Source organism: Burkholderia metallica, from assembly GCF_902832845.1.
GTDB lineage: Bacteria > Pseudomonadota > Gammaproteobacteria > Burkholderiales > Burkholderiaceae > Burkholderia > Burkholderia metallica.
Window position 1 is genome coordinate 40,897 of record NZ_CADFDB010000017.1, and the last position, 24,881, is coordinate 65,777.

At 66.1% G+C, this 24,881-nt stretch carries 27 protein-coding genes; 4 read left to right on the forward strand and 23 right to left on the reverse strand.

The features are described from left to right. The first annotated feature begins 24 nt into the window (after positions 1–24). Both efp and HWX08_RS32060 read left to right on the forward strand, forming a co-directional pair. Positions 25–582, forward strand: coding sequence for an elongation factor P (gene efp, locus HWX08_RS32055; RefSeq protein WP_011351421.1), 558 nt, complete (start codon positions 25–27; stop codon positions 580–582). Positions 583–851: 269 nt separating this feature from the next. Continuing rightward, a complete protein-coding gene (locus tag HWX08_RS32060; RefSeq protein ID WP_069256160.1) occupies positions 852–2,237 on the forward strand; it encodes a sigma-54-dependent transcriptional regulator in 1,386 nt (461 codons plus the stop codon). Between the two features lie 195 nt (positions 2,238–2,432). On the opposite strand, the gene nagZ is transcribed toward HWX08_RS32060, so the two are convergent. The 22 genes from nagZ to HWX08_RS32170 all read right to left on the reverse strand — a co-directional run bounded on the left by nagZ (position 2,433) and on the right by HWX08_RS32170 (position 22,236). After that, on the reverse strand, positions 2,433–3,461 hold the full coding sequence (gene nagZ, locus HWX08_RS32065; protein ID WP_069256159.1) for a beta-N-acetylhexosaminidase: 1,029 nt from the start codon (positions 3,459–3,461) through the stop codon (positions 2,433–2,435). Between the two features lie 16 nt (positions 3,462–3,477). Next, the gene (gene acpS, locus HWX08_RS32070; RefSeq protein ID WP_174923192.1) at positions 3,478–3,906 is read right to left on the reverse strand and encodes a holo-ACP synthase; all 429 of its coding nucleotides are present in this window, start codon (positions 3,904–3,906) and stop codon (positions 3,478–3,480) included. 72 nt (positions 3,907–3,978) lie between these two features. Beyond that, complete coding sequence (pdxJ, locus tag HWX08_RS32075) at positions 3,979–4,755, reverse strand: pyridoxine 5'-phosphate synthase (RefSeq protein WP_166957639.1); 777 nt, start codon at positions 4,753–4,755, stop codon at positions 3,979–3,981. Then, positions 4,752–5,588, reverse strand: a complete 837-nt coding sequence (gene recO / locus HWX08_RS32080; protein WP_069256157.1) for a DNA repair protein RecO — start codon at positions 5,586–5,588, stop codon at positions 4,752–4,754. The genes pdxJ and recO overlap by 4 nt, the downstream gene beginning before the upstream one ends. Beyond that, entirely contained in the window at positions 5,575–6,474 is a 900-nt protein-coding gene (gene era, locus HWX08_RS32085) for a GTPase Era (RefSeq protein ID WP_069256156.1), read from the reverse strand. The genes recO and era overlap by 14 nt, the downstream gene beginning before the upstream one ends. Before the next feature lie 60 nt (positions 6,475–6,534). After that, positions 6,535–7,764: a ribonuclease III gene (gene rnc, locus HWX08_RS32090; RefSeq protein ID WP_069256155.1), complete on the reverse strand. Its 1,230-nt coding sequence runs from the start codon at positions 7,762–7,764 to the stop codon at positions 6,535–6,537. 153 nt (positions 7,765–7,917) lie between these two features. Continuing rightward, positions 7,918–8,811, reverse strand: a complete 894-nt coding sequence (gene lepB / locus HWX08_RS32095) for a signal peptidase I (protein ID WP_069256154.1) — start codon at positions 8,809–8,811, stop codon at positions 7,918–7,920. Between the two features lie 16 nt (positions 8,812–8,827). Beyond that, complete coding sequence (lepA, locus tag HWX08_RS32100) at positions 8,828–10,621, reverse strand: translation elongation factor 4 (RefSeq protein WP_069256153.1); 1,794 nt, start codon at positions 10,619–10,621, stop codon at positions 8,828–8,830. 196 nt (positions 10,622–10,817) lie between these two features. Continuing rightward, positions 10,818–11,054: a glutaredoxin family protein gene (locus tag HWX08_RS32105; RefSeq protein ID WP_069256152.1), complete on the reverse strand. Its 237-nt coding sequence runs from the start codon at positions 11,052–11,054 to the stop codon at positions 10,818–10,820. Between the two features lie 7 nt (positions 11,055–11,061). Then, positions 11,062–12,564, reverse strand: coding sequence for a DegQ family serine endoprotease (locus HWX08_RS32110; RefSeq protein WP_069256151.1), 1,503 nt, complete (start codon positions 12,562–12,564; stop codon positions 11,062–11,064). Positions 12,565–12,579: 15 nt separating this feature from the next. Next, the gene (locus HWX08_RS32115) at positions 12,580–13,632 is read right to left on the reverse strand and encodes a MucB/RseB C-terminal domain-containing protein (protein ID WP_069256150.1); all 1,053 of its coding nucleotides are present in this window, start codon (positions 13,630–13,632) and stop codon (positions 12,580–12,582) included. A gap of 5 nt (positions 13,633–13,637) precedes the next feature. Further along, positions 13,638–14,255: a sigma-E factor negative regulatory protein gene (locus HWX08_RS32120; protein WP_174922924.1), complete on the reverse strand. Its 618-nt coding sequence runs from the start codon at positions 14,253–14,255 to the stop codon at positions 13,638–13,640. An 87-nt stretch (positions 14,256–14,342) separates the two neighbouring features. Then, positions 14,343–14,942: an RNA polymerase sigma factor RpoE gene (gene rpoE / locus HWX08_RS32125; RefSeq protein ID WP_006490873.1), complete on the reverse strand. Its 600-nt coding sequence runs from the start codon at positions 14,940–14,942 to the stop codon at positions 14,343–14,345. 91 nt (positions 14,943–15,033) lie between these two features. After that, positions 15,034–15,498, reverse strand: a complete 465-nt coding sequence (locus HWX08_RS32130; RefSeq protein WP_107312036.1) for a protein YgfX — start codon at positions 15,496–15,498, stop codon at positions 15,034–15,036. Positions 15,499–15,510: 12 nt separating this feature from the next. After that, the gene (gene fabF, locus HWX08_RS32135; RefSeq protein WP_069256147.1) at positions 15,511–16,743 is read right to left on the reverse strand and encodes a beta-ketoacyl-ACP synthase II; all 1,233 of its coding nucleotides are present in this window, start codon (positions 16,741–16,743) and stop codon (positions 15,511–15,513) included. A gap of 167 nt (positions 16,744–16,910) precedes the next feature. Continuing rightward, a complete protein-coding gene (acpP, locus tag HWX08_RS32140) occupies positions 16,911–17,150 on the reverse strand; it encodes an acyl carrier protein (RefSeq protein ID WP_004197638.1) in 240 nt (79 codons plus the stop codon). A 144-nt stretch (positions 17,151–17,294) separates the two neighbouring features. Further along, on the reverse strand, positions 17,295–18,044 hold the full coding sequence (fabG, locus tag HWX08_RS32145) for a 3-oxoacyl-ACP reductase FabG (protein WP_069256146.1): 750 nt from the start codon (positions 18,042–18,044) through the stop codon (positions 17,295–17,297). Between the two features lie 36 nt (positions 18,045–18,080). Next, positions 18,081–19,013, reverse strand: coding sequence for an ACP S-malonyltransferase (gene fabD, locus HWX08_RS32150; RefSeq protein ID WP_069256145.1), 933 nt, complete (start codon positions 19,011–19,013; stop codon positions 18,081–18,083). Between the two features lie 83 nt (positions 19,014–19,096). Next, the gene (locus HWX08_RS32155; RefSeq protein ID WP_069256144.1) at positions 19,097–20,086 is read right to left on the reverse strand and encodes a beta-ketoacyl-ACP synthase III; all 990 of its coding nucleotides are present in this window, start codon (positions 20,084–20,086) and stop codon (positions 19,097–19,099) included. Further along, positions 20,087–21,193 carry a phosphate acyltransferase PlsX gene (gene plsX / locus HWX08_RS32160; protein WP_069256143.1) on the reverse strand — a complete coding sequence of 369 codons (1,107 nt, stop codon included), beginning with the start codon at positions 21,191–21,193 and terminating at the stop codon, positions 20,087–20,089. Between the two features lie 129 nt (positions 21,194–21,322). Then, entirely contained in the window at positions 21,323–21,502 is a 180-nt protein-coding gene (gene rpmF, locus HWX08_RS32165) for a 50S ribosomal protein L32 (RefSeq protein WP_006051932.1), read from the reverse strand. Between the two features lie 98 nt (positions 21,503–21,600). Next, positions 21,601–22,236 carry a YceD family protein gene (locus tag HWX08_RS32170; protein ID WP_069256142.1) on the reverse strand — a complete coding sequence of 212 codons (636 nt, stop codon included), beginning with the start codon at positions 22,234–22,236 and terminating at the stop codon, positions 21,601–21,603. A 230-nt stretch (positions 22,237–22,466) separates the two neighbouring features. On the opposite strand from HWX08_RS32170, the gene HWX08_RS32175 reads away from it, so the two are divergent. Both HWX08_RS32175 and HWX08_RS32180 read left to right on the forward strand, forming a co-directional pair. Then, a complete protein-coding gene (locus HWX08_RS32175) occupies positions 22,467–23,099 on the forward strand; it encodes a Maf-like protein (RefSeq protein WP_174922923.1) in 633 nt (210 codons plus the stop codon). Then, entirely contained in the window at positions 23,096–23,818 is a 723-nt protein-coding gene (locus tag HWX08_RS32180; RefSeq protein ID WP_174922922.1) for an SAM-dependent methyltransferase, read from the forward strand. The genes HWX08_RS32175 and HWX08_RS32180 overlap by 4 nt, the downstream gene beginning before the upstream one ends. Before the next feature lie 59 nt (positions 23,819–23,877). On the opposite strand, the gene HWX08_RS32185 is transcribed toward HWX08_RS32180, so the two are convergent. Then, positions 23,878–24,870: a S49 family peptidase gene (locus HWX08_RS32185; RefSeq protein ID WP_069256140.1), complete on the reverse strand. Its 993-nt coding sequence runs from the start codon at positions 24,868–24,870 to the stop codon at positions 23,878–23,880. Positions 24,871–24,881: the final 11 nt, after the last annotated feature.

Consider the following 24,881-nt stretch of genomic DNA (forward strand, 5'->3'; position numbering starts at 1 on the left):
TTGATTTGATCAGGACAGTTTTTTATGAAAACCGCACAGGAACTCCGCGTAGGCAACGTCGTGCAGATCGGCAGCGATGCATGGGTTATCGCCAAGGCCGAATACAACAAGTCGGGCCGTAACTCCGCCGTCGTCAAGATGAAGATGAAGAACCTGCTGACGAACGCCGGCCAGGAAGCGGTCTACAAGGCCGACGACAAGTTCGACGTCGTCGTGCTCGATCGCAAGGAAGTGACGTACTCGTACTTCGCCGACCCGATGTACGTGTTCATGGACGCCGACTACAACCAGTTCGAAGTCGAAGCGGAAATGATGGGCGAAGCGCTGAACTACCTCGAAGACGGCATGGCTTGCGAAGTCGTGTTCTACAACGAGAAGGCGATCTCGGTCGAACTGCCGACGGTCCTGGTTCGCGAAATCACCTACACGGAACCGGCAGTCAAGGGCGACACGTCGTCGGGCAAGGTGCTGAAGAACGCGAAGCTCGCAACGGGCTTCGAGCTGCAAGTGCCGCTGTTCTGCAACACCGGCGACAAGATCGAAATCGATACGCGTACGAACGAATACCGCAGCCGCGCGTAATCGCCAGCACGATCCGCATCGAACAAAGCGCCCTTCGGGGCGCTTTTTGTTTGTCCGGCGCCAACAAGCGGCCTCTGGCTGCTCTCATCTGGAGCACAAAAGCCACCGGTAAAGATATTCAATTTGTATCATCGGTAACTGTTTTATAGCGCCGGAAAAATAATGGTCGTTACGCGTTCGGCGGGGCATAAAATCAGTTTTTAATCTGACATGCGGCTGCGGCCCCGCCGGCCGACAGCCCGCCTCTCTTGACTCGACCTGCGTCCACCATGCCACACGCCCTGATTGTCGAAGACGATCCCAACAGTCTGTCCGGCCTCACCGCGCTGCTCGCCGCGGACGGCTTCTCGGTCGACACGGCCACGTCGCTCGCCGAAGCTCGCACGGCGCTTGGCCGGTCGATTCCCGACGTCGTTCTCGTCGACCTGAACCTGCCGGACGGCAGCGGGTTCGACCTGCTCCAGCACCTGCCGCAGCAACAGCCGAACGGCTCGCTGCCCGTCATCGTGCTGACGGGCAACGCGACGGTCGAGAGCGCGATCGAGGGCCTGCGTCACGGTATTTGGGACTACCTGCTGAAGCCGATCAACATTCCGCGCCTACGCAGCCTGCTCGCGCGGATCCCGCGCCCGTACGAGCTGATCGACGAAGTGCAGTCGTTGCGCGCATCGCTGCGCCATCTCGGCCGCTTCGGCGCGCTGGTCGGCCGCAGCGACGCGATGCAGCACGTGTACGACATGATCGAGCACAACGCACGCACCGAAACGGCCGTGCTGTTCTCGGGCGAAGCCGGTACCGGCAAGAAGCTGGCCGCGCGCACGCTGCACGACCTGAGCCGGCGCCGCAAGGGGCCGTTCGTGTCGTGCGACTGCCGGACGATCGCGCAGGCCGGCCGGCACGGCGCATCGCTCGACAGCGTGCTGTTCGGCCATGAGCGCGGCGCGTTCGACGGGGCCGAGCGCCGCGAATCGGGCCTGTTCGAACAGGCGGGCGGCGGCACGCTGTTCCTCGACGAAATCACCGCGCTGCCGCTCGTGCTGCAGGAAGCGCTGCTGCAGGCGCTCGATTCGCAGAACTTCATGCGGATCGGCGGCACGAGCTCGATTGCGAGCGACTTCCGGCTGATTGCGACCACGCGCCGCCCGGCGCGCGAAGCGGTCGCGAACGGCACGCTGCGCGAGGATCTGTGGCTGCGCCTCGATGCGGCGTCGATCACGATGCCGCCGCTGCGCGAGCGCGACGGCGACGCGCTCGCGATCGCTGATGCGCTGATCGACGAACTGAATCGCGAAGCGCGCGCAACCGGCCGCAGCACGACCGACAAGCGCGCGGCGCCGGGCTTCGTGCGCGAGTGCGTGTCCTACGAATGGCCGGGCAACGTGCGCGAGCTGCAGGAGCGCGTGCGCTTCGCCTACGACGCATCGGGCGATTTCATCGAGACGCTGCGCGCGGGCGAGCCGAGCTTCTCGGCCGGCGCCGCGCTGAACGGCAGCAGCGTGCAGATCAAGGTCGGGACGCCGCTGTCCGACGTCGAGGATCTGCTGATCCGCGCGACGCTCGACGCGGTCGGCGGTACGCGTCACCGTGCGGCAACGCTGCTCGGCATCAGCCCGAAGACGCTGTACAACAAGCTGCAGCGGATGAAGGTGAACTGAGCGGGCGGCGATGCGCGCAGGCGCTGGCAGGGCTCGACCGTTAGTTGCGTCGAGATTCGCGTGGCCGGCCTGCTCGATTTCCGCGACTGCCCGGTCCGCGCCGGCAGTCACGCATAAAAAAGCCGCGCAGTTGCGCGGCTTTTCGTTTCGACGTCCTGAAGGGCGCATCCCGCGCCCACTCCTCGCCGGCTCAGCTTATGCCAGTGCGCTGCTCAACAGCGCCTGCGCCCGCAGATACTCGGGCTGCGCGATCAGCTTGTCCCACTTGAGCGCCTTGCCGCGCGCGCGCATCCGCTTGATGCGCCGTACCGACTCGTCCGTCGCCCGCGCCTTCAGCCCGTTCAGCACGACTTCGGCCGCGTCCGGCTGGTTGCAGACGAGCACCATGTCGCACCCGGCCGCGAGCGCGGCGTCGGCCGCCTGCGTGAGCGTGCCGCCTTCGCGCGCGGCCTCCATCGACAGGTCGTCGCTGAAGATCGCGCCGGTGAAGCCGAGCCGCCCGCGCAGGATGTCCTGCAGCCAGACGCGCGAGAACCCGGCCGGGCGCTTGTCGACCTGCGTGTAGATCACGTGGGCGGGGATCACCGCGGACAACGACAGGCCGAGCCAGTCGTAAGGCGCGACGTCGTGCTTGAGAATCGTGTCGAGCGGGCGGTCGTCGGTCGGCAGCGCGACGTGCGAATCGGCCTCCGCGAAGCCGTGCCCCGGGAAATGCTTGCCGCAGTTCGCCATGCCGGCGAGCGACAGCCCGTGGTTCAGGCTCTTCGCGAGCAGCGTGACGACGCGCGGATCGCGATGGAACGCACGATCGCCGATCACTTTCGAATGCCCGTAGTCGAGGTCGAGCACGGGCGTGAAGCTCATGTCGATCCCGCACGCACGCAATTCGGCCGCCAGGATGTAGCCGACGGCCGTTGCGACCTTCGTCGCGAGCAGCACGTCGCGATCCCACAGCTCGCCGAGGCGGCGCATCGCGGGCAGCACCGTGAAGCCGTCGGTGCGGAAACGCTGCACGCGGCCGCCTTCGTGATCGACGGCGATCAGGATGTCTTCGCGCACCGCGCGGATCGAGTCGGTCAGCGCGGTCAGTTGCGCACGATTCTGGAAGTGCCGCGCGAACAGGATCACGCCGCCGGTATTCGGATGCGCGAGGCGCCGCGCATCGTCGCGCGACAGGGCCGTGCCGACGACGTCGAGCATGACCGGGCCGGGAGTCGTTTTCATCGAATCGGAAATTCCGTCAGGGGGAGGTTCGGGAAACAGGGGCAGGTGCGGCGTCCGTCTCGGCGATCACGAACGACACCGCGTAGTCGCGTTCGTCGCTGACCGTCACGCGCGCCGTGATGCCGCGGGCGGCCAGCCAGTCGGCCAGCTCGCCCGACGCGACCACGTACGGCTCGCCGCTCGGATGGTTGAGGGTTTGCAGCGCACGCCACGTCATCGGCCAGTGCATGCCGAGTCCGATCGCCTTCGAGAACGCTTCCTTCGCGGAAAAGCGCGTCGCGAGGAACGCGATGCCGCGCGCCTCGGAGCGGGCGCGCCGTGCATGGAACACTCGCAGCTCGTCGGGGCCCAGCACCTTCTCGGCGAAGCGGCCGCCGGTGCGTTCGAGCACGGCCGCGATGCGGCTCACCTGGGCGATGTCGGTACCGATGCCGTAGATCGCCATGTCAGTACGCACCGGTGCGACCCGGCGAAGCCGGGCCCGTCATCACGCGCGACGCGCGGCGGTATTGCATCTTCAGCGCGCGCCGCCGTGCAGCGCGGCCACGCGTGCGGCGACCATGATCGCCTTCATCTCGCGCACCGCGTTGTCCCAGCCCGCGAAGATCGCGTGCGCGACGATCGCGTGGCCGATGTTCAGCTCGACGATGCCGTCGATCGCGGCGATCTGCTGCACGTTCGTGTAATGCAGGCCATGGCCCGCGTTGACCTTCAGGCCGAGCTGCGCACCGGCCTGCACGCCCGCGACGATACGCTCGTATTCGCGCTGCTGTTCGGCTTCGTCGTGCGCTTCGGCGTAACGGCCCGTATGCAGCTCGATCACCGGCGCGCCCGCTTCGTGCGCGGCGCGGATCTGCGTGTCGTCCGGATCGATGAACAGCGACACGCGCACGCCCACGTCGGCCAGTTGCTTGCAGGCCGCACGTACGGCCTCGAAGTGGCCGGCGACATCGAGACCGCCTTCGGTCGTCAGCTCCTCGCGCTTCTCGGGCACCAGACACGCGTCGTGCGGGCGCACTTCGCATGCGATGTCGAGCATCTCGGCCGTCACCGCGCATTCGAGGTTCATCCGCGTCTTCAGCAGCGGGCGCAGCTTGCGCACATCCGCATCGACGATGTGACGACGATCCTCGCGCAGATGCAGCGTGATCGCATCCGCGCCGGCTTCCTCGGCGGCGAGCGCCGCGCGGATCGGATCGGGATAGGTCGTGCCGCGCGCATTGCGCAGCGTCGCGACGTGGTCGATGTTCACGCCGAGGTCGATGGCGGTGGGCGTTGTCAGGAAGAAGCTCATAGGTTTTGCAGGTCGATCAGGATCTGACGCGTGGCAAGCGGCGTGCCGCCGAGATAGGTGTTCAGCAGGAAGCGCATCAGCGTCTTGCTTTGCGCAACCGTCTGGGCTCGATGGTAATCGTCCTGCTCCATGTCGAGCAACGTCTGGCCCGAAATGACCGGCCAGTGCGACGGGACGTCGTCGTCCGCATTGCGCACGCCGCGCTCGGGATCGAACACGTAGCGACGCTCGGGCTCGACCGCCCGACGCGCGACCGTGCGGTTCAGCGCCATCGCATAACCGGTCTCGCGCAGCAGCACGCGCTCGAACGAGCGCAGCACCTGCACCGCGGGCTCGCCGTGCGCGAGGCGCGTGAGGGTCAGCACGTAATGATTGAAGAGCGGCGGCTGGGGATCCTCGCGCGCGCAGAATTTCACGAGCAGCTCGTTCGCATAGAAACCGCAGAGCAGCCCGTCGCCGCCGAGCGGCAACATGCCGCCGACCCACTCGGCGCCCGTCAGCGTGCGCACCTCGGATTTGCCCGACCAGGACAGCAGCAGCGGCTGAAACGTCTGCAGCACGCCGCGCAGCGCGGAATGCGGGCGCTTCGCGCCCTTCGCGACGAGCGCGAGCCGGCCGTGATCACGCGTCAGCACGTCGACGATCAGGCTCGTTTCGCGATACGGGTAACTGTGCAGCACGAACGCCGGCTGCTCGGCGACGCGGAAATCGGACGTGCGAGACGTCGCGCGCCGCGCCTTGCGCGGCGGTTCGGGCGGTGCCGGCAGCGGCGCGTCGTTCGCGCCGGCCGTCACCGCGTCTTCGGTCGACGTCAGCGCGTCATTCGTACCCATAGGCACGCAGCCCCGCCTCGTTGTCGGCCCAGCCGCTCTTCACCTTCACGAAGGTCTCGAGGTACACGGGGCCGTCGAACAGCTTCTCCATATCCATCCGCGCTTCGGTGCTGATCTGCTTGAGCTTCTCGCCTTTCTTGCCGATCACCATCGCCTTGTGCGAATCGCGCTCGACGAGGATCGTCGCGAAGATGCGCTTCAGGCGCCCTTCCTCCTCGAACTTGTCGATCAGCACGGTGCTCGTGTACGGCAGTTCGTCGCCGGTCCAGCGGAACACCTTCTCGCGCAGGATTTCGGCCGCGAGAAAGCGCGAGCTGCGGTCGGTCAGCTCGTCCTCGCCGTAGATCGGCTCGCCTTCCGGCAGGTACGGCTTGATCGTGTCCAGCAGGCGCTTGATGTCTTCCGGGCGCTGCGCCGACAGCGGCACGAGCTCGGTGAATTCGCGCAGCGTGCTCATCTGCTGCATGAACGGGAACAACGTCGCCTTGTCGGTCACGCGGTCGATCTTGTTCGCGATCAGCAGCGTCGGCATGCCGGGCGGGATCAGGTCGAGCACCTTCTGGTCGTCGGGCCCGAAGCGGCCCGCCTCGATCACGAACAGGATCACGTCGACCGACGTGAGCGTCGACGTGACCGCCCGGTTCAGCGAGCGGTTCAGCGCGGTGCTGTGGCGGGTCTGGAAGCCGGGCGTGTCGACGAACACGAATTGCGCGTCGTCGAACGTATTGATGCCGGTAATGCGGTGGCGGGTCGTCTGCGCCTTGCGCGACGTGATGCTGATCTTCTGGCCGACGAGTGCGTTCATCAACGTCGACTTGCCGACGTTCGGGCGGCCCACGATCGCGATCATGCCGCAACGGAAACCGGTAGGAGCGGGAGTGTTCATATCGTTTGGGAGACAGGTTCGGAAACGGCCGCGCGGCGCGCGGCACGATCGATGGGCAATTCAGTGGTCGGCATCGGCCACGCGCGCCTGCGCGGCAGCGAGGCTCGCGCCGCCCTGCGGCGTCTCGGCATCCGGCGCCGCCGCATCGCGTGTGCGCGCAGCCGCGCGGGAAGCGGGGTCAGTGCCAGCGGAAGACTTGTCGGCGGACGACGCGGCCGGCTCGGCTGGCTGGCCCGCCGGCTTGTCGGCCGCACGCGCAGCGGGCACGGCTTCAGCAGGTTTCTCCGCGGACTTGTCGGATCGCTCGGCCGGCTTGTCGGCAGCCTTGTCGGCCGCCGGCTTCGCTGCCCGCTCGCCCTTTTCCGCCGTCGCGTCGACATGCGCCGCGCGAATCGCGGCCATCGGCGCAACGGCCGGTTCGGCAGCGCTCGCAGCGCCGGCCGCGGGCACCGCGCCGGCCGCCGCCCGCGCGTCGCGCGCCGCCGCGCGCTCCTTGCGCTCCGGCGAGCGCAGGTCGAGCGCTTCCTGCACGCCCTTCACGCCCGGCACGATTTCGGGTTCGACGTGCTTCGAGCCGCGCGCGTTTTTCGAGCGCTTCGGTTTCGTGGCCAGCATCGGCGCGGCCGCCATCACTTCGTCGAGCGCCTTCTTCGCGGCGGCCTGCTCGGCTGCGCGCCGGCTCGCACCGGAGCCCGACACCTTCACGTCGAGCTTCGGCACCGTGCATTCGACTTCGAATTGCTGATTGTGCGCCGCACCATGCGTCGCGACCACCGTATAGGTCGGCAGCGCGATCTTGTGCCCCTGCAAATATTCCTGCAGCAGCGTCTTCGCGTCCTTGCCGAGCGTACGCGGATCGATATGGTCGAGAATCGGGATATAGAGGCGCTTGATGACCCCCTGGGCGGCTTCGAAGCCGCCATCGAGGAACACGGCCCCGATGATGGCTTCGAACGCGTCCGCGAGGATCGATGGCCGGCGGAACCCGCCGCTGCGCAGTTCGCCCTCGCCCAGCCGCAGCCCGTCCGAGATATTCAGGGCCTGAGCAATTTCGTACAGCGACTGCTGTTTGACGAGATTGGCGCGCACGCGCGACAGGTCGCCTTCGTCCAGCTTGCTGAAACGCTGGAACAAAAGGGCGGCCACCGCGCAATTCAGAACGGAATCGCCGAGAAACTCGAGCCGTTCGTTGTGCGTGGCACTGTGACTACGATGGGTCAAAGCCTGGCGCAACAATTCCGCATTGCGAAATTCGTAGCGCAGCCGGCTTTCCAACTGGGATAAGGGCATGTGCAGGAGTATAACGCGGGCGCCGGTCGGGCCGAAACGGCACGGCCGGACGCGAAAAGGCGTGACGAGGCGGTGTTACCGCCGGTTCTTAAAGTAGTTCGGCAATACGCGACGCGGCCCGTGCATCGCGTATTGCGAGTGAGTCGACCGCGATCAGTTGAAGGAACCGATGCGCTTCAGGTCGCTGAAGTTCATCCAGATGAAGAATGCACGGCCGACGATGTTCTGGTCCGGCACGAAACCCCAGTAGCGGCTGTCCGCACTGTTGTCGCGGTTGTCGCCCATCATGAAGTAGTGGCCGGGCGGCACCTTGCAGATCACGCCGCGGCTGTTGTACGTGCAGTTGTCGCGATACGGATAGTCATATGCGCCCATCACGAACGGCGGCACGGCCGGATTGTTGAGGATCGCATTCTTCTTGTTGCCGATCGTTTCCTCGAACTGCTTCGCGTAATTCTGGCGCTCGTCGTCGAAGAAATCGGGCAGCGGCGTTTCGGGCACCGGCTGGCCGTTGATCGTGAGCTGCTTGTCCTGATACGCGACGGTATCGCCCGGCAGGCCGATCACGCGCTTGATGTAGTCGACCGACTCGTCCTTCGGATAGCGAAACACAACGACGTCGCCACGCGACAGCGGGCTGCCCTGCGTGATCTTCGTGTTCGTGACCGGCAGGCGCAGCCCGTATTCGAACTTGTTGACGAGGATGAAGTCGCCGACGAGCAGCGTCGGCACCATCGAGCCCGACGGAATCTTGAACGGCTCGACGACGAACGAGCGCACGACGAAGACGGCGAGGATCACCGGGAAGAAGCTCGCGGTGTACTCGAGCCACCACGGCTGGCGCAGCTTCTCGTCGCGCAGCTTCGAACGCGTCTGCACCGCATTTTCATCCGCGAAACGCTTGTCGATGCGCGACTGCTGACGGTCGAACTCGTCGACCGCCAAGTCGGCCGCCTTGCGTCGCCGCGGCAGGAACACCAGTTTGTCCAGCACCCACGCTACGCCCGTCACGATGACGAGCACAAAAAGAATCAGCGCAAAATTCATAAAAGGATCAGTCCTGTTATTTGTCTTCGACGCGCAAGATCGCAAGGAACGCTTCCTGCGGGATCTCGACCGAACCCACCTGCTTCATCCGTTTCTTGCCTTCTTTCTGCTTCTCGAGCAGTTTCTTCTTCCGCGTGATGTCGCCGCCGTAGCACTTCGCGAGCACGTTCTTGCGCAGCGCCTTGATGTTCTCGCGCGCGACGATGTGCGCGCCGATCGCAGCCTGGATCGCCACGTCGTACATCTGGCGCGGGATGATCTCGCGCATCTTCGCGGCGACTTCGCGGCCGCGGTACTGCGACTGCGAGCGGTGCACGATGATCGACAGCGCATCGACCTTGTCGCCGTTGATCAGCATGTCGACCTTCACGACGTCCGACGAACGGTATTCCTTGAACTCGTAGTCCATCGACGCATAGCCGCGCGACACCGACTTCAGGCGATCGAAGAAGTCGAGCACGATCTCGGCCATCGGGATCTCGTACGTGAGCTGCACCTGGCGGCCGTGATACTGCATGTTGATCTGCGAGCCGCGCTTCTGCTCGCACAGCGTGATCACGGAGCCTACGTAATCCTGCGGCATGTACAGGTTCACGGTGACGATCGGCTCGCGGACTTCGGCGATGCGACCCGGCTCCGGCATCTTCGCCGGGTTCTCGACCATGATCGTCGAGCCGTCGCTCTGCACGACCTCGTAGACGACCGTCGGCGCGGTCGTGATGAGATCCATGTCGAACTCGCGCTCGAGCCGCTCCTGCACGATTTCCATGTGCAGCAGCCCGAGGAAGCCGCAGCGGAAACCGAACCCGAGTGCCTGCGACACTTCCGGCTCGTACTGCAGCGACGCGTCGTTCAGCTTCAGCTTCTCGAGCGATTCGCGCAGCGCGTCGTACTGGTTCGCCTCGACCGGATACAGCCCCGCGAACACCTGCGGCTTCACTTCCTTGAAGCCCGGCAGCGGTTCGGCAGCGGCCTTGTTCGCATGCGTGACGGTGTCGCCGACCTTCGCGGCCGTCAGTTCCTTGATGCCGGCGATGATGAAGCCCACCTGCCCCGCCGACAGCGACTCGAGATTGCGCGACTTCGGCGTGAACACGCCGACGTGCTCGACCGGATACTGCGCGCCGGTCGCCATCATCTTGATCTTGTCCTTCGGGCGCAGCGTGCCGTTGACGATGCGCACGAGCATCACGACGCCGACGTAGTTGTCGAACCACGAATCGATGATGAGCGCCTGCAGCGGTGCGGCCGGATCGCCCTTCGGCGGCGGCACCTTCGCGATCAGCGACTCGAGCACGTCCTCGACGCCGAGGCCCGTCTTCGCGCTGCAACGCGTCGCGTCGGTCGCGTCGATGCCGATCACGTCCTCGATCTCCTCGATCGCGTTCTCGGGGTTCGCGGCCGGCAGGTCGATCTTGTTCAGCACCGGCACGACTTCGACGCCGAGCTCGATGGCCGTGTAGCAGTTCGCGACAGTCTGCGCCTCGACACCCTGGCTCGCGTCGACCACGAGCAGTGCGCCTTCGCACGCGGACAGCGAGCGGCTGACCTCGTACGAAAAGTCGACGTGCCCCGGCGTATCGATCAGGTTGAGGTTGTAGACCTTGCCGTCGCGGGCGCGATACGACAATGCTGCCGTCTGCGCCTTGATCGTGATGCCGCGCTCGCGCTCGATATCCATCGAGTCGAGCACCTGCGCTTCCATTTCACGGTCTGCGAGGCCGCCGCATACCTGGATGATGCGATCCGCGAGCGTCGACTTGCCATGGTCGATGTGCGCGATGATCGAGAAATTGCGAATATGATCCATTCAGTGCCGATCAAGCGAAAAAGGCGCGCTCGACGACTGCGGAGCACGCCTTGTAAGTCGGTGAAAAAACGGCTTATTTTAGCCGAAAAGGCCTAGGACGGGCGGGATTTCGGACGCCGCGCCGTGCAGCGGGCCGCCGCGGGCGTCTGCCCCGGTCACCCGTTGCGAAGCGAAGCCGGCCAGCGGCGCGCGGCGCTCAACGCCGGGCTGCCAGGACGGCGCGCACCCGGGCGCCGTCGAACCGGTGACGGCACACTTCCGCGCCGTCCAGCAGCAGCACGGGCACGTCCTCGTCGTAGCGGGCGACGAGTGCCGCATCGGTGTCGATGTCGACATATTCGACCGCGACACCGAATTCGGCCGCCACCGGCGCCAGTGCGTCGCGCATGTCGTCGCACAGGTGGCACCAGCCGCGGCCGTAGAGCGTGAACATCGGCGCGTTACTTCTGGCGCGGCCGCACGGGCACGAACTGCGTATTGTCGCCACGCCGCACGAGCACCGCGACCGCCTTCTGCGGATCGAGCTGCGCGGTCACGTCGGCGAACTGCTTCGCGTTCGTGATGTCGGTGTCGCCCACACGCAGCACGATGTCGCCGCGCTGCAGGCCCGCACGGGCGGCCGGGCCGTCGACGCCGTCGACCTGCACGCCGTTCTTCAGCTTCAGCGTCTTCATCTGCTCCGCCGTCAGGTCGCTGACCGTCAGACCGAGCGAATTGGCCTGGCGCGGCTTCTGCGGCGCGTTCTTGCGCTGCTCGGCCTTCGCGGTCGTTTCCGACGGCGTCTCCGCGATCGTAATCGGCAAATCGCGAGCCTGGCCCTTACGCCACACGCTGACCGTCGCCTTCGTGCCGGGCTTCGTGTCGCCGACCATGCGCGGCAGATCCGACGCCGCCTCGACCGGACGGCCGTTGAACTTCAGGATGATGTCGCCCGGCTGGATGCCCGCCTTGTCGGCCGGACCACCCGGCTCGACGCTGCTGACGAGCGCGCCTTCGGCCTTCGGCAGCCCGATCGAATCGGCCACGTCCTTCGTCACTTCGCCGATCGCCACCGCGATCCGGCCGCGCGTGACCTTGCCCGTCGCCTTCAGCTGGTCGGCCACGCGCATCGCCTCGTCGATCGGAATCGCGAACGAGATGCCCATGAAGCCGCCGGTACGGCTGTAGATCTGCGAGTTGATGCCGATCACCTCGCCCTGCATGTTGATCAGCGGGCCGCCCGAGTTGCCGGGGTTCACAGCGACGTCGGTCTGGATGAACGGCAGGTAATCGCCCGTGTTGCGGCTCTTCGAGCTGACGATGCCGGCCGTCACCGTGTTGTCGAGGCCGAACGGCGAACCGATCGCGACGACCCACTCGCCGACGCGCACCTTGTTCGAATCGCCGATCGCGACGACCGGCAGGTTCGATGCCTGGATCTTGACGACCGCGACGTCCGTGCGATCGTCGACGCCGATCAGCTTCGCCTTGAATTCGCGCTTGTCGGTCAGCGTCACGTAGATGGTGTCCGCATCGTCGACGACGTGCGCATTGGTCATCACGTAGCCGTCGGCCGACACGATGAACCCGGAACCGACGCCGCGATTCTGCTCGGTATCGGGCGGATTGTCCGGCGCCGGCGCGTTCTTCGGGTTGCCGCCGCCATTGCCGCTACCGTTGCCGGGCGCCTGCGGCAGCGGAATGCCGAAGAAGCGCCGGAAGAATTCCGACATGTCGCCGTTGTCGAAGCCCGGCGGGAGCATCCCGCGCGGGCCACTGCTCGTCGGCACGTTGGCGGTGGTCCGGATGTTCACGACGGCCGGCCCGACCTTCTCGACCAGGTCGGCGAAGTCGGGCAGGCTGGCAGCGGGAGCCGTCACCGCGAACGCGGCATGCGGCACGAGCGGCAGGCAGGCAGACAGCGTCGCCGCCACGAGCCATTTGCGCAGCGTGAGTTTCATCATGTGGAAGCCGTAGCGTTACTTGGAAGCCTTGTATTCTATGGCAGACGCGAACTGCTGCAACGTGGCCGGCGGCACTTCGCCGAGCACGGTGATCCAGTAGTCGCCGCGGCGCTTGACGAGCACGTTCGTCGCGCCGGTGCTGCCCGCGCCTTCCTTGCGCGTATTCTTTTCGGCCGGCTCGATGAAGACCGAGATCGTCGCGAGACCGTCGGTGAAGACGGCCTGATCGACCGGAATCGGCGGCTCGCCCGCGTCGCGCGCAGCCATCGGGCGGCGCACTTCACGAATCTTCTGGAAGCCGGCGACACCCGGCGCGAGCTGCCAGCCCTGCGCTTCCATGTCGACCGTCGCGACCGGCGGCCGCACGACCGTCCAGCCGTTCAGGTTGCGCATGCCGGCCGCGATCGCGGCCTTGTCGCCCCCCGCACCGCCCGTCTGCAATTGCGAGAACGCGATTTGCTCGAGCACGTGATCGTTCGCGTCGAGCGTCTGCGAGCGCAGCAAGAGCCCCGTGCGCGCGTCGGCCCACAGCTTGTACGTGAAGCGGTATGCATCCTTCGGCACGAGCTCGACGACCTGCGCGTCGATCCCGGCCACGCGGTCCTTGCCGAGCGACTTCGCGTCGTAGACGGACATCACGTGTTCGCCGCTCGCACCGAGCAGCGACGGGAACGAATCGCGCGTCTGACGGCGCTCGACCACGCACAGCTTGCGCTCGGGCACGAACGTGTACAGCTCGTCGTTGTGACGCAGCAGCTTGCGCGGCTTGCCGTCGAGCGTCTCGATGCGCTCGAACTCGCCTTCGCGGGACGCGACGTGCGCGATGCGCGACGACTGCACGTACCCGCCGCGCTGGTAGACGAACGTGCCTTCGTAAGTCTGCTGCTGCGCCGCCTGCTGGACGCGGTCGAGCCAGTCGGCGGCACCCTTGCGGGTCGCGACGGGATCGTCCGGTTGCTGGGCGCCGGCAGGAAGGGATTGAACGGACAACAGGGCGGCTGCGCAAAGCAGGAGGGCCGGCAGCCGCTTCCATCCGGAGATGGCGTGATTCAACTGCAATGTCCGCATCGGGGTTATTGGCCTGGCGTGGTGTTCACGGCTGCGCGGATCAGCGGCATCGAACCCGTGACGACGGGCTGCTGCGCGAATTGCTGATGCGCTTCAAGGTATTGGTCGAGGCTGGCGTCGCGGATGATGTTGACGTCCTGCAGCCCCGGCTGGGCCGATGCCTGCGCAACCGTCACGCGCTGCAGGTTGCCGCCTCGCGGCGCACCGGCCGACGCGACCTGGACGGCGCCGGGCGCACCGGCCGTCTGCATTTGCGGGACGACAATCCACGTCAGCGTAGCCGCCGCGGCCGCGACCGCGAACGCGGGCACGACGCGCCGGCGCAGCGACAGCAGCCTGCGCGCGACCGGCGCGGCGGCCGGCGCGAGCAGGTGCGGCTCACTTTCGAGCGCAGCCGACATGCGCGCGGTGAACGCGACGCTCAGCGCGGGCGACAGCGCCAGCTCGTCCGAGCGCAGCGCATCGCCGATCAGGTGGTAATGGGCCCACGCAGCGCGATCCGCGCGGTTGAGCTCAGCCAGAAACTGCCCGTTGTCCGGGCCATCGAACATTTCGCCGTCGACCAGCGCGGAAAGGCGCTCGCCGCGCGAGCACGCTTGCGACTGCGTATTGACCGACCCCATGATGCTCCCCATCTTGCACACCCCGTCGTGACTTCACGACTCTTAACCGTAACTAGACCCCGACCCGCGTCGCTCCGCCTGTCGCGCTTACCAGCGCTTGCCTTCGGGCGTATCGAGCAGCGGACGCAATTTGGCAGCGATTGCCTCGCGTGCACGGAAGATCCGCGACCGGACCGTCCCGATCGGACAGCCCATCATTTCCGCGATCTCTTCGTAGCTCAGGCCCTCGATCTCGCGCAGCGTGATTGCCTGGCGCAGTTCTTCGGGCAGCAGAGCCATTGCAGCGTTGACCGTCTCGGCAATCTGCTTGCTCATCAACATCGATTCAGGCGTGTTGATATCCCTTAGTTGGTCTGCGTCGGAGAAAGTTTCCGCTTCCTCCGCATCGGCCTCGGTCGAAGTCGGCGCCCGGCGGCCTTGCGTCGCAAGGTAGTTCTTCGCCGTATTGACGGCAATCCGGTACAACCACGTATAGAACGCCGATTCGCCGCGGAATTGCGGCAGCGCACGATACGCCTTGATGAACGCGTCCTGGGCCACATCCTCGACCTCGGCGGGATCCCGCACGAGGCGCGAGATCAGCCGAATGATCTTTCGGTGGTATTTGGAGACCAGGAGTTCGAACGCTGCCTTGTCGCCCTTCTGTACGCGCTCGACCAGAGCCTGATCGATTTCTTTTTCACTCACCTGACAAATCCGTTAACTAGGGATGCAACGCGGAGCGTTATTGTAGCGTTCCGGCGCGGGGCGCAAGTTACGGTCGGTAACCGCGCCGCCGTCACACCCGCCCCGCCGCGCCCGCCGTTCTCGCCAGCACGGACAGCGCGCTGAACGATGCGGCGTCGAGCGCATCGGCCGGAATCAGCAGCGGCCGGGCCCGCCGGGCACCCTGCCCGACCGACAGCACCAGCAGCAGACTGCTCCAGTGCGCATGACCCGTCACGCGACCGCGGGCCAGCAGGCGCCCGGTGCGACCAAACGCCGCGATTTCCCCGAAAGCATCGATCCGAAGCTCGGCCGGCAGCCGGCGGGCACAGGCTCGCGCGGCGCACACGGCCAGCAGCGCGGCCGTGACGGCCGACACGCATGCGCCGGCGGCAGTGCCCGCGCGCGGCGCCCAGAACAGGTAGACCGACGCGGCAGCCGATGCGACAAACGCGGCCAGCACGAGATACGACACGGCCGAGGCCCGCAACGCAAAGCGCTGCGGACGCCCGGCCGGAGCATCGAATGGACTCGTCAAGCGATTGCGGCGTCAGACGCGCTTGAACACCAGCGTGCCGTTGGTGCCCCCGAAGCCGAAGTTGTTCTTCACGGCGACGTCGATCTTCATGTCACGCGCGGTATTCGCGCAGTAATCGAGATCGCACTCGGGGTCCTGGTTGAAGATGTTGATGGTCGGCGGCGACACGTTGTTGTGCAGCGCCAGCACCGTGAACACCGATTCGAGGCCGCCCGCGCCGCCCAGCAGGTGGCCCGTCATCGACTTCGTCGAGTTGACCACCATCTTGTACGCGTGCTCGCCGAAGGCCGCCTTCACCGCGTCGGACTCGTTCTTGTCGCCCAGCGGCGTCGACGTGCCATGCGCGTTCAGGTACTGGACCTCGTCGGGATTCACGCCGGCGTCGCGCAGTGCCGCGACCATGCAGCGGCGCGGGCCGTCCATGTTCGGCGCGGTCATGTGGTATGCGTCGCCCGTCATGCCGAAGCCCGACACTTCCGCGTAGATCTTCGCCCCACGCGCCTTCGCCGCCTCGTACTCCTCGAGCACCATCACGCCTGCGCCCTCGCCCAGCACGAAGCCGTCGCGGTCCTTGTCCCACGGACGCGACGCGGTAGCCGGATCGTCGTTGCGGGTCGACAGCGCGCGCGCGGCGGCGAAGCCGCCGATGCCGAGCGGCGACACCGTCGATTCGGCACCGCCTGCGACCATCACGTCGGCGTCGCCGGCCTGGATCAGCCGCGCGGCCAGGCCGATGCTGTGCAGGCCGGTCGTGCAGGCGGTGACGGCCGCGAGGTTCGGGCCCTTCAGGCCGAACATGATGCTCAGGTGGCCCGAGATCATGTTGATGATCGAACCCGGCACGAAGAACGGCGAGATCCGGCGCGCGCCGCGATCGACGTACGTCTGGTGCGTATCTTCGATCATCGGCAGGCCGCCGATGCCGGAACCGACCAGCACGCCGATGCGTTCCGCATTGGCTTCGTTCACTTCCAGCCCGCTGTCCCGGATGGCCTGGACGCCGGCGGCGATGCCGTAATGGATGAACGTATCCATGTTCCGGGCTTCCTTCGCCGGGATGTACTCCTCGGCGCTGAAACCCTTCACTTCGCCCGCGAAATGGCAGGCGAGGTTCGACGCATCGAACTTCGCGACGGTGGCGATACCGGACTTGCCGGCGACGAGATTGGCCCAGCCGTCGGCAACATTATTGCCAACAGGCGAAATCAGCCCCAGGCCTGTAACAACAACACGACGGCGGCTCACGGTAACCTCTTTTCCATTATTGGATGACAAAAACAAAAGCCACAGTGGCCACAGGAACCAGCCCTGCGAGCCCTGTGGCTGTTAGTCCGTCCGGCGCGAGGCCGGCAGGATGGCGCGTCAATCGCGAAGACCGCGGCGACGTGGCGGACAAGCGCGAAAGGCGCTCGTTACGCCTTGACGTTTGCGCGAGCGTAGTCGATCGCTTGCTGAACGGTCGTGATCTTCTCTGCTTCTTCGTCCGGGATTTCCATGCCGAACTCGTCTTCCAGAGCCATCACCAGTTCGACCGTGTCGAGCGAGTCGGCGCCCAGGTCGTTCACGAACGAAGCTTCGTTCTTGATCTCGGCTTCCGCGACGCCGAGTTGTTCAGCGACGATCTTCTTGACACGTTGTTCGATGTTGTCCATTACCCCTCCGAGGGAAAGTTCAGATTTACAAGTGCGCGCATTTTATCAGGTTTGCTGACGCCAAAACGCGCGTTGGCTTGATGGTCGATCAAGCGCCGATCCGCCTGAAAATCAGGATACGGCGCGGATGGTAAACGAAAATCGTTACGACATGTACATGCCGCCGTTCACGTGCAGCGTCGTACCGGTGATGTAACCGGCCTGCGGCGATGCGAGGAACGCGACGGCATGGGCGATGTCCTCCGGGCTGCCGAGGCGGCCGAGCGGAATCTGGGTCTTGAGCGCGGCCTGCTGTTCTTCCGGCAGCGTCTTCGTCATGTCGGTGTCGATGAAGCCCGGCGCCACGCAGTTCACGGTGATGCCGCGGCTGCCGATTTCGCGCGCGAGCGCACGCGTCATGCCCGCCACGCCTGCCTTCGCGGCCGCGTAGTTGACCTGACCCGGGTTGCCGGCCGAACCGACCACCGACGTGATGTTGATGATGCGGCCGCCACGCGCCTTCATCATCGGGCGCAGCACCGCGCGCGACAGGCGGAACACCGACTTCAGGTTGGTGTCGATCACCGCGTCCCAGTCCTCGTCCTTCATCCGCATCGCGAGCTGGTCCTGCGTGATTCCCGCGTTGTTGACGAGCACGTTCAGCGCGCCGAATTCCTTCACGGTCGCATCGATCAGCGCCTCGGCGGCGGCCGCGTCGTTGACGTTCAGCACCGCACCGCGGCCCGTGACGCCCGCTTCCGCGAACGCCGCGCTGATCGCGGCGGCGCCCGATTCGCTCGTCGCGGTGCCGATCACCGTCGCGCCCAGGCGCGCGAGTTCGAGCGCGATCGAACGGCCGATGCCGCGCGATGCGCCGGTGACGATCGCAACCTGTTTATCGAGAGTCTTGTCCATGAATCGAATATCCGTTTCTTGGGAAAAGGCGCCGCGTCAGGCGGTCACCAGCTTGAGCGCTTCGTCGAGCGAGGCCGGATCGAACACCGACGCGCCCGTCAGGCTGCTGTCGATGCGCTTCGTCAGGCCCGCGAGCACCTTGCCCGGCCCGCATTCGATCACGTGCGTGACGCCCGTGCCGGCAATGTGCTGCACGCACTCGACCCAGCGCACCGGGCCCGCGGCCTGGCGCACCAGCGCATCCTTGATCGCGGCCGGATCGCTCACCACGGCGACGTCGATGTTGTTGACGACCGGAATCTGCGGCGCCTTCACGTCGACGTTCGCGAGATAGTCGCGCAGCTGATCCGACGCCGGCTTGAGCAGCGACGAATGGAACGGCGCCGACACCGGCAGCGGCAGCGCGCGCTTCGCGCCCTTCGCCTTCGCGATCTCGCAGGCCTTTTCGACCGCGGCCTTGTTGCCTGCGATAACGACCTGCGCGGGCGCATTGAAGTTCACCGCTTCGACGACGCCCGCTTGCGCGGCTTCGGCGCACACCGCGCGCACCGTATCGTCGTCGAGGCCCAGGATCGCGGCCATGCCGCCCTGGCCCACCGGCACGGCCGTCTGCATCGCCTGCGCGCGGAAGCGCACGAGCGGCACGGCGTCCTTGAACGCGAGCGCACCGGCCGCGACGAGCGCCGTGTACTCACCGAGGCTGTGGCCGGCGACGATCGACGGCGCCGGGCCGCCTGCCTGCTGCCACGCGCGGTAGCACGCGTAGGCGGCGGTCAGCATCACGGGCTGCGTGTTGGTGGTGAGATTCAGCTCTTCGGCCGGGCCTTCGGCGATCAGCTTGCCGAGATCCTGATTGAGTGCATCGGATGCTTCCTGAAGCGTCTCGCGCACGACGGCCAGATCGGCGAATGCGTTGAGCATGCCGACCGCCTGCGAGCCCTGCCCCGGAAATACGAATGCAAATTTCATATCGTCCCCAATTGAATCGATTCGGACGGCGCACGCGAATGGCGCGCCGATGGGATCCGCGCGCAGCAGTCGCGCGCCGCGGATCAGTAGCGGAAGACCGACGCGCCCCAGGTGAAGCCGCCGCCGACGCCTTCGATCAGCACGTGCTGGCCGCGCTGGATGCGACCGTCGCGCACCGCGGTGTCGAGCGCCAGCGGGATCGACGCGGCCGACGTGTTGCCGTGCTGGTCGACCGTCACGACCATGCGTTCCTGCGGCAAGCCGAGCTTGCGGCAGGTGCTGGTCATGATGCGGATGTTCGCCTGGTGCGGAATCAGCCAGTCGATCTGCTCGGGCGCGAGATTCGCCTTCGCGAGCGCCTCGATCGCGACCTTCTCGAGCACGTTGACCGCGAGCTTGAACACGGCCTGCCCGTCCATGTAGAGGAACGCGCTGCCCTCGATCACGCCGCGATTCACGTTGCCCGGCGTGCAGAGGATGTGCGAATAGCTGCCGTCCGCGTGCAGCGCGCTGCCGAGCACGCCCGGCTCTTCCGACGCGGACAGGATCACCGCGCCCGCGCCGTCGCCGAACAGCACGCAGGTCGTGCGGTCCTTGAAGTCGAGGATGCGCGAGAACGTCTCCGCGCCGATCACGAGCGCCGTGCGATGCTGACCGCTGCGGATGAAGCTGTCGGCCGTCGCCATCGCGTACGCAAAGCCCGAACATACGGCCTGCACGTCGAATGCCGCGCCGCCGTTCTTGATGCCGAGCTTGTTCTGCAGCAGGCATGCGGTGCTCGGAAACACGAAATCGGGGGTCGAAGTCGCGACGATGATCAGGTCGATCGACTGCGGATCGATGCCGGCCGCTTCGATCGCGCGACGCGACGCCTCGAGCGCGAGGTCGCTCGTCGTGACGTCCGGCGCGGCGAAATGGCGCGCGTGGATACCCGTGCGTGCAACGATCCATTCATCGCTCGTCTCGATGCCATCCTTCGCAAGACGATCGGTCAACTGCTGGTTCGTGACGCGGTCGGGCGGCAGGTAGCTGCCCGTGCCGAGCACGCGGGAGTAGAGAGTCGATTGGGCCATTTATGCTTTAGAGGATTGCGCAGCGGAAGGTTCGGCGTGAGGGCCTGCGGCGGGGCTTGCATGGCCCGCGCCGCCCGAGTCGTGTTCGCCTTCGCCGAGCGACACTGAATTATCCGCCATCGCGCGCGCGAGGCGCTCAAGCACGCCGTTTTTGACGGCATCATACCCGCGTTTGATCGCCCACTCAAACGCGTAGGCATCGGCCGAACCGTGGCTCTTGATCACGAGGCTCTTCAGCCCCAGCAGCGCCGCGCCGTTGTACTGGCGGTGGTCGACGCGCTTCTTGAAACGCATCAGGACAGGCAGCGCAAGCAGCGCCATCAGCTTCGACATCAGCGAACGGCCGAACTCCTCGCGGATGATGTCCGACAGCATCTGCGCGAGCCCCTCGGACGTCTTCAGCGCGACGTTGCCGACGAAGCCGTCGCACACGATCACGTCGACCGTGCCCTTGTAGATGTCGTTGCCTTCGACGTTGCCGCGGAAATTGAGCGTGCTGGCACGCAGCAGCTCGCCTGCGCGCTTGATCGTCTCGTTGCCCTTGATCATCTCTTCGCCGATGTTGAGCAGGCCGATCGTCGGGCGCTCCTTGCCTTCGAGCGCGGCCACGAGTGCGTGCCCCATTTCCGCGAACTGCAGCAGGTGCTGCGGCTCGCAGTCGACGTTCGCGCCGAGGTCGAGCATCATCGTATAGCCGGTCGGGTTCGGCAGCGCGAACGCGATCGCCGGCCGCTCGATGCCGGGCAGCGTCTTGAGTACGTAACGGGAAACGGCCATCAGCGCGCCGGTGTTGCCTGCGGAGATGCAGGCCTGCGCCGCGCCTTCCTTGACGTGGTTGAGGGCGACGCGCATCGAAGAATCCTTCTTCTTGCGCAGCGCCACTTCGACAGGATCGTCCATCGCCACGACTTCGGTGGCGGGAACGATGGTCAGCGCGGGATCGTCGAGGGCTTTCAGCTTCTTCAGCTGAGCGCGGATCGCGCTTTCGATGCCGACGAGCATCAGGTGCGCATCGGGATGCGCGCGGACGAACTTGACTGCCGCGGGAACGGTCACGGACGGGCCGTGGTCGCCTCCCATGCAATCGATTGTGAGCTTTACGGTCATGGAATGCGACGAATTTCAGGCACAAAAAAGCGGCAGTTGAATGCCGCCTTTTTGTCGAGCCAGGAAAGTGTCAAGCGAACCAGTTGTCACGCGAACGGCAACCGTAGCGCGCAACGCGTGACTTGACGCTTAGTCGTTCTTCGTCTTGACGACTTTCTTGCCGCGGTAGTAGCCGTTCGGGCTGACGTGGTGACGCAGGTGCACTTCACCCGTGCTCGGCTCGACTGCCAGCGGCGCTGCCGTCAGGAAATCGTGCGAACGATGCATGCCGCGCTTCGACGGCGACTTCTTGTTTTGCTGGACTGCCATGACTAACTCCTAAATAATTTTCCGGATTCTAACACAGCCCGATCCGGCGCTTAACTACCCTGGCCCAAAGCCTTTACGCCTTCCCGCGCCACAACTGCTTAGTGTTTCTTGGTGCCGTCACCGTCCTTCTTCAGCGCTTCCAGCGCTGCGAACGGATTCGGCCGTTTGCCTTCGTCCCCGGCTTCGTCGGACGTGTCGTCCGTCTCTTCCGCGGGACCGCTCGCGCCCGACACGAGGCTTTCGTGAACTGCCGGGCAAACCTCGTGCTTGGGCACGAGCGGCAACGAAAGCAGCAATTCCTCTTCGATCAAGTCGACGAGATCGAACTGGCGTGAGCCCACGATCACATCGGCTTCATCGTCGTCGAGCGGAAATTCTTCAGCTTCTTCTTCGGTCGCAACGACCCGGTACGTCATGTCGACGTCGAACGTCTGGTCGTACGGGGTCATGCAGCGCTGGCACACGAGCCACGCATGGCCGTGCACCGCAAGGCGCAGATACGGCTGCTGCCCGTCGGCGCCATCGTCCTGCAACTCCTTCTGGGTGAACCCTTCCGCCTGCCACGTGAAGACCGTGTCGCGATCCGGCGCGTCCGCGGGCACTTCGTTTAACATGCGCGGCAGTTGCGAGAGGCGCACCGCGCCTGCTGCCTGCCGCCCGCTGCGGGCGAATTCGAACAGGTCGACCGCGTGCGGATCAAGCGCCGCCGCCGGTTTGCCAGAAGAGGTGTTCATGTGCGCTCCCGCCTACAGGCTGACTTGCGGATCCGGCTTGGTACCGCTCGCGTACGGCTCATCCGCGGATGACGTACTTTACTTCCGAAGACCCGGCAGGCGCCACCACAGCGGAAGCCTGCCGACGAAAAGCGGGAAAGCATACCTGTTTTACCTTTTGCGGTCAATCACTTAAGCTTGCGTCCGCGCAACGCCGCACCACAACCGACGACTCACCGACCCAACCGACCATGCCGGATACCGTTTGCCGCCCGCCGCGGCTGATTCTTGCCTCCAGTTCACGCTACCGCCGCGCCCTCCTCGAGCGCCTCGGCATCCCGTTCGACGTCGTGTCGCCCGACCTCGACGAAACCCCGCACGACGGCGAAACGCCCGCCGCGACCGCACTGCGCCTCGCCGGCGCGAAGGCGCGCGCGGTCGCCGCGACGATCGACGCGCCGGACGGCGTGCTCGTGATCGGGTCGGACCAGGTCGCGACCTTCGACGGCCTGCAGATCGGCAAACCCGGCACGCACGCGCACGCGCTCGCTCAGCTCGTGTCGATGCAGGGCCGCGAAGTCGAATTCCACAGCGCGCTCTGTCTGTACGACAGCCGCACGGACGACGCGCAGGTCGAGGACGTCGTCACGCACGTGCGCTTCCGCTCGCTGCCCGAGGCCGAGCTCGACGCGTACCTGCACGCGGAAACGCCGTACGACGTCGCCGGCAGCGCGAAGTCCGAAGGGCTCGGCATCGCGCTGCTCGACGCGATCGATTCGAACGATCCGACCGCGCTCGTCGGCCTGCCGCTGATCGCGCTCACGCGCATGCTGCGCGCCGCCGGCTACCCGCTCTTTGCAACCACCCGTGGAGACCGCGCATGACCGCCGGCACGCTTTACCTCGTCCCGAACACGCTCGGCGAAGGCGACGAATCGATGCTCGCCGCCGTGCTGCCCGCGGCCGTGCAGGCCCGCGCCGGGACGCTCGGCTATTACATCGGCGAGAACGCGAAGACCACGCGTACATTCCTGAAGAAAATCGGCACGACGCGTCCGATCCAGGAAATCGAGATCAGCGAGCTGAACGTCAATACGCCGGCCGGCGCGATCGACCGGCTGCTCGCGCCCGTGCTGGCCGGGGCGGACGCCGGGCTCGTGTCGGAAGCCGGCTGCCCGGCCGTCGCGGACCCCGGTGCACTGCTGGTGCGCCGCGCGCACGAGCGCGGCGTGAAGGTCGTGCCGCTCGTCGGGCCGAGTTCGATCCTGCTCGCGCTGATGGCATCGGGCCTGAACGGCCAGAGTTTCGCGTTCAACGGCTACCTGCCGGTCGACGCGGCCGCGCGCGCGAAACGCCTGCGCGAACTCGAGCAACTGTCACGCAAGGCGCGCCAGACGCAGATCTTCATCGAAACGCCGTACCGGAATCACGCGATGCTCGACACGCTCGTCGCGACCTGCGCGCCGTCGACGCAGATCTGCGTCGCAGCCGACCTGACCCTCGCGACCGAGACGATCGCGAGCCGCACCGTGGCGGACTGGAAAAAGGCGCCTGCGCCGAATCTGCACAAGCGCCCTGCGATCTTCCTGCTGCTGGCGAACTGAAGCCGCGGCGGCCGAACCGCGTCGCGACGGGCGGCCTATTGCGGCCCGCCCGCTTCAGGTCAGCGCAGGCTGACCGACGCGCCGCCGGCCGTCAGCGCCTTCATCGCGGCACTGCCGACGGCCGCGCCGAACTTGCGCGCGACTCGGTTCGTCAGGCTTTCCTTCACCGTATAGTCGACGAGATCGGGCGCCTTCAGCACGTCGCGCGCGACCGTGTCGGTCGTGCCATAACCGTCCGCCAGCCCGAGCTCGACGCTCTTCTCGCCGGTCCAGAACAGGCCCGAGAACATGTCGGGCGTCTCGTGCAGCCGCTTGCCGCGGCCATCCTTCACGGCCTTGATGAATTGCGCGTGCACCTGGTCGAGCAATGCCTGCGCATGCGCGTCCATCTTCGGCGTTTCCGGCGAGAACGGATCGTAGAAGCCCTTGTTTTCGCCCGACGTGTGCAGGCGCCGCTCGACGCCGAGCTTGCCCATCAGGCCGGTAAAGCCGAACCCGTCCATCAGCACGCCGATCGACCCGACGATGCTCGCCTTGTCGACGAAGATCTTGTCGGCGGCGGACGCGATGTAATAGCCGCCGGATGCGCACATGTCGGTCACGACGACGTACAGCGGCGTGTCCGGATGCTTCGCGCGCAGCCGGCGGATCTCGTCGTAGACCATCCCGGCCTGCACCGGGCTGCCGCCCGGGCTGTTGATCCGCAGCACCACGCCGGCCGTGCCGTCGTCGTCGAACGCGGCGTCGAGCGCCGTGATGATGTCGTCGGCGTTCGCGCTGACGCCGGCCGCGATCTCGCCGTCGATCGTCACGAGCGCCGTATGCCGCCCGCTCGACGTGAACTTCGCGTCGCTCGAGAAATCGATCAGCGCGAACGCCAGCAGCACGAACACGCCGAGGAACGCGAAGCGGAAGAAGATCTTCCAGCGCCGCGCCGCGCGCTGCTCCTTGACGGCCGCCAGCGCGATCCGCTCGAGCGCCGCGCGCTCCCAGTTCGGTTCACGGCTGTCGGGAAGGGAGGAGGATTGCGGGGAATTCGGTTGGTCGGCCATGCAGTGATGTC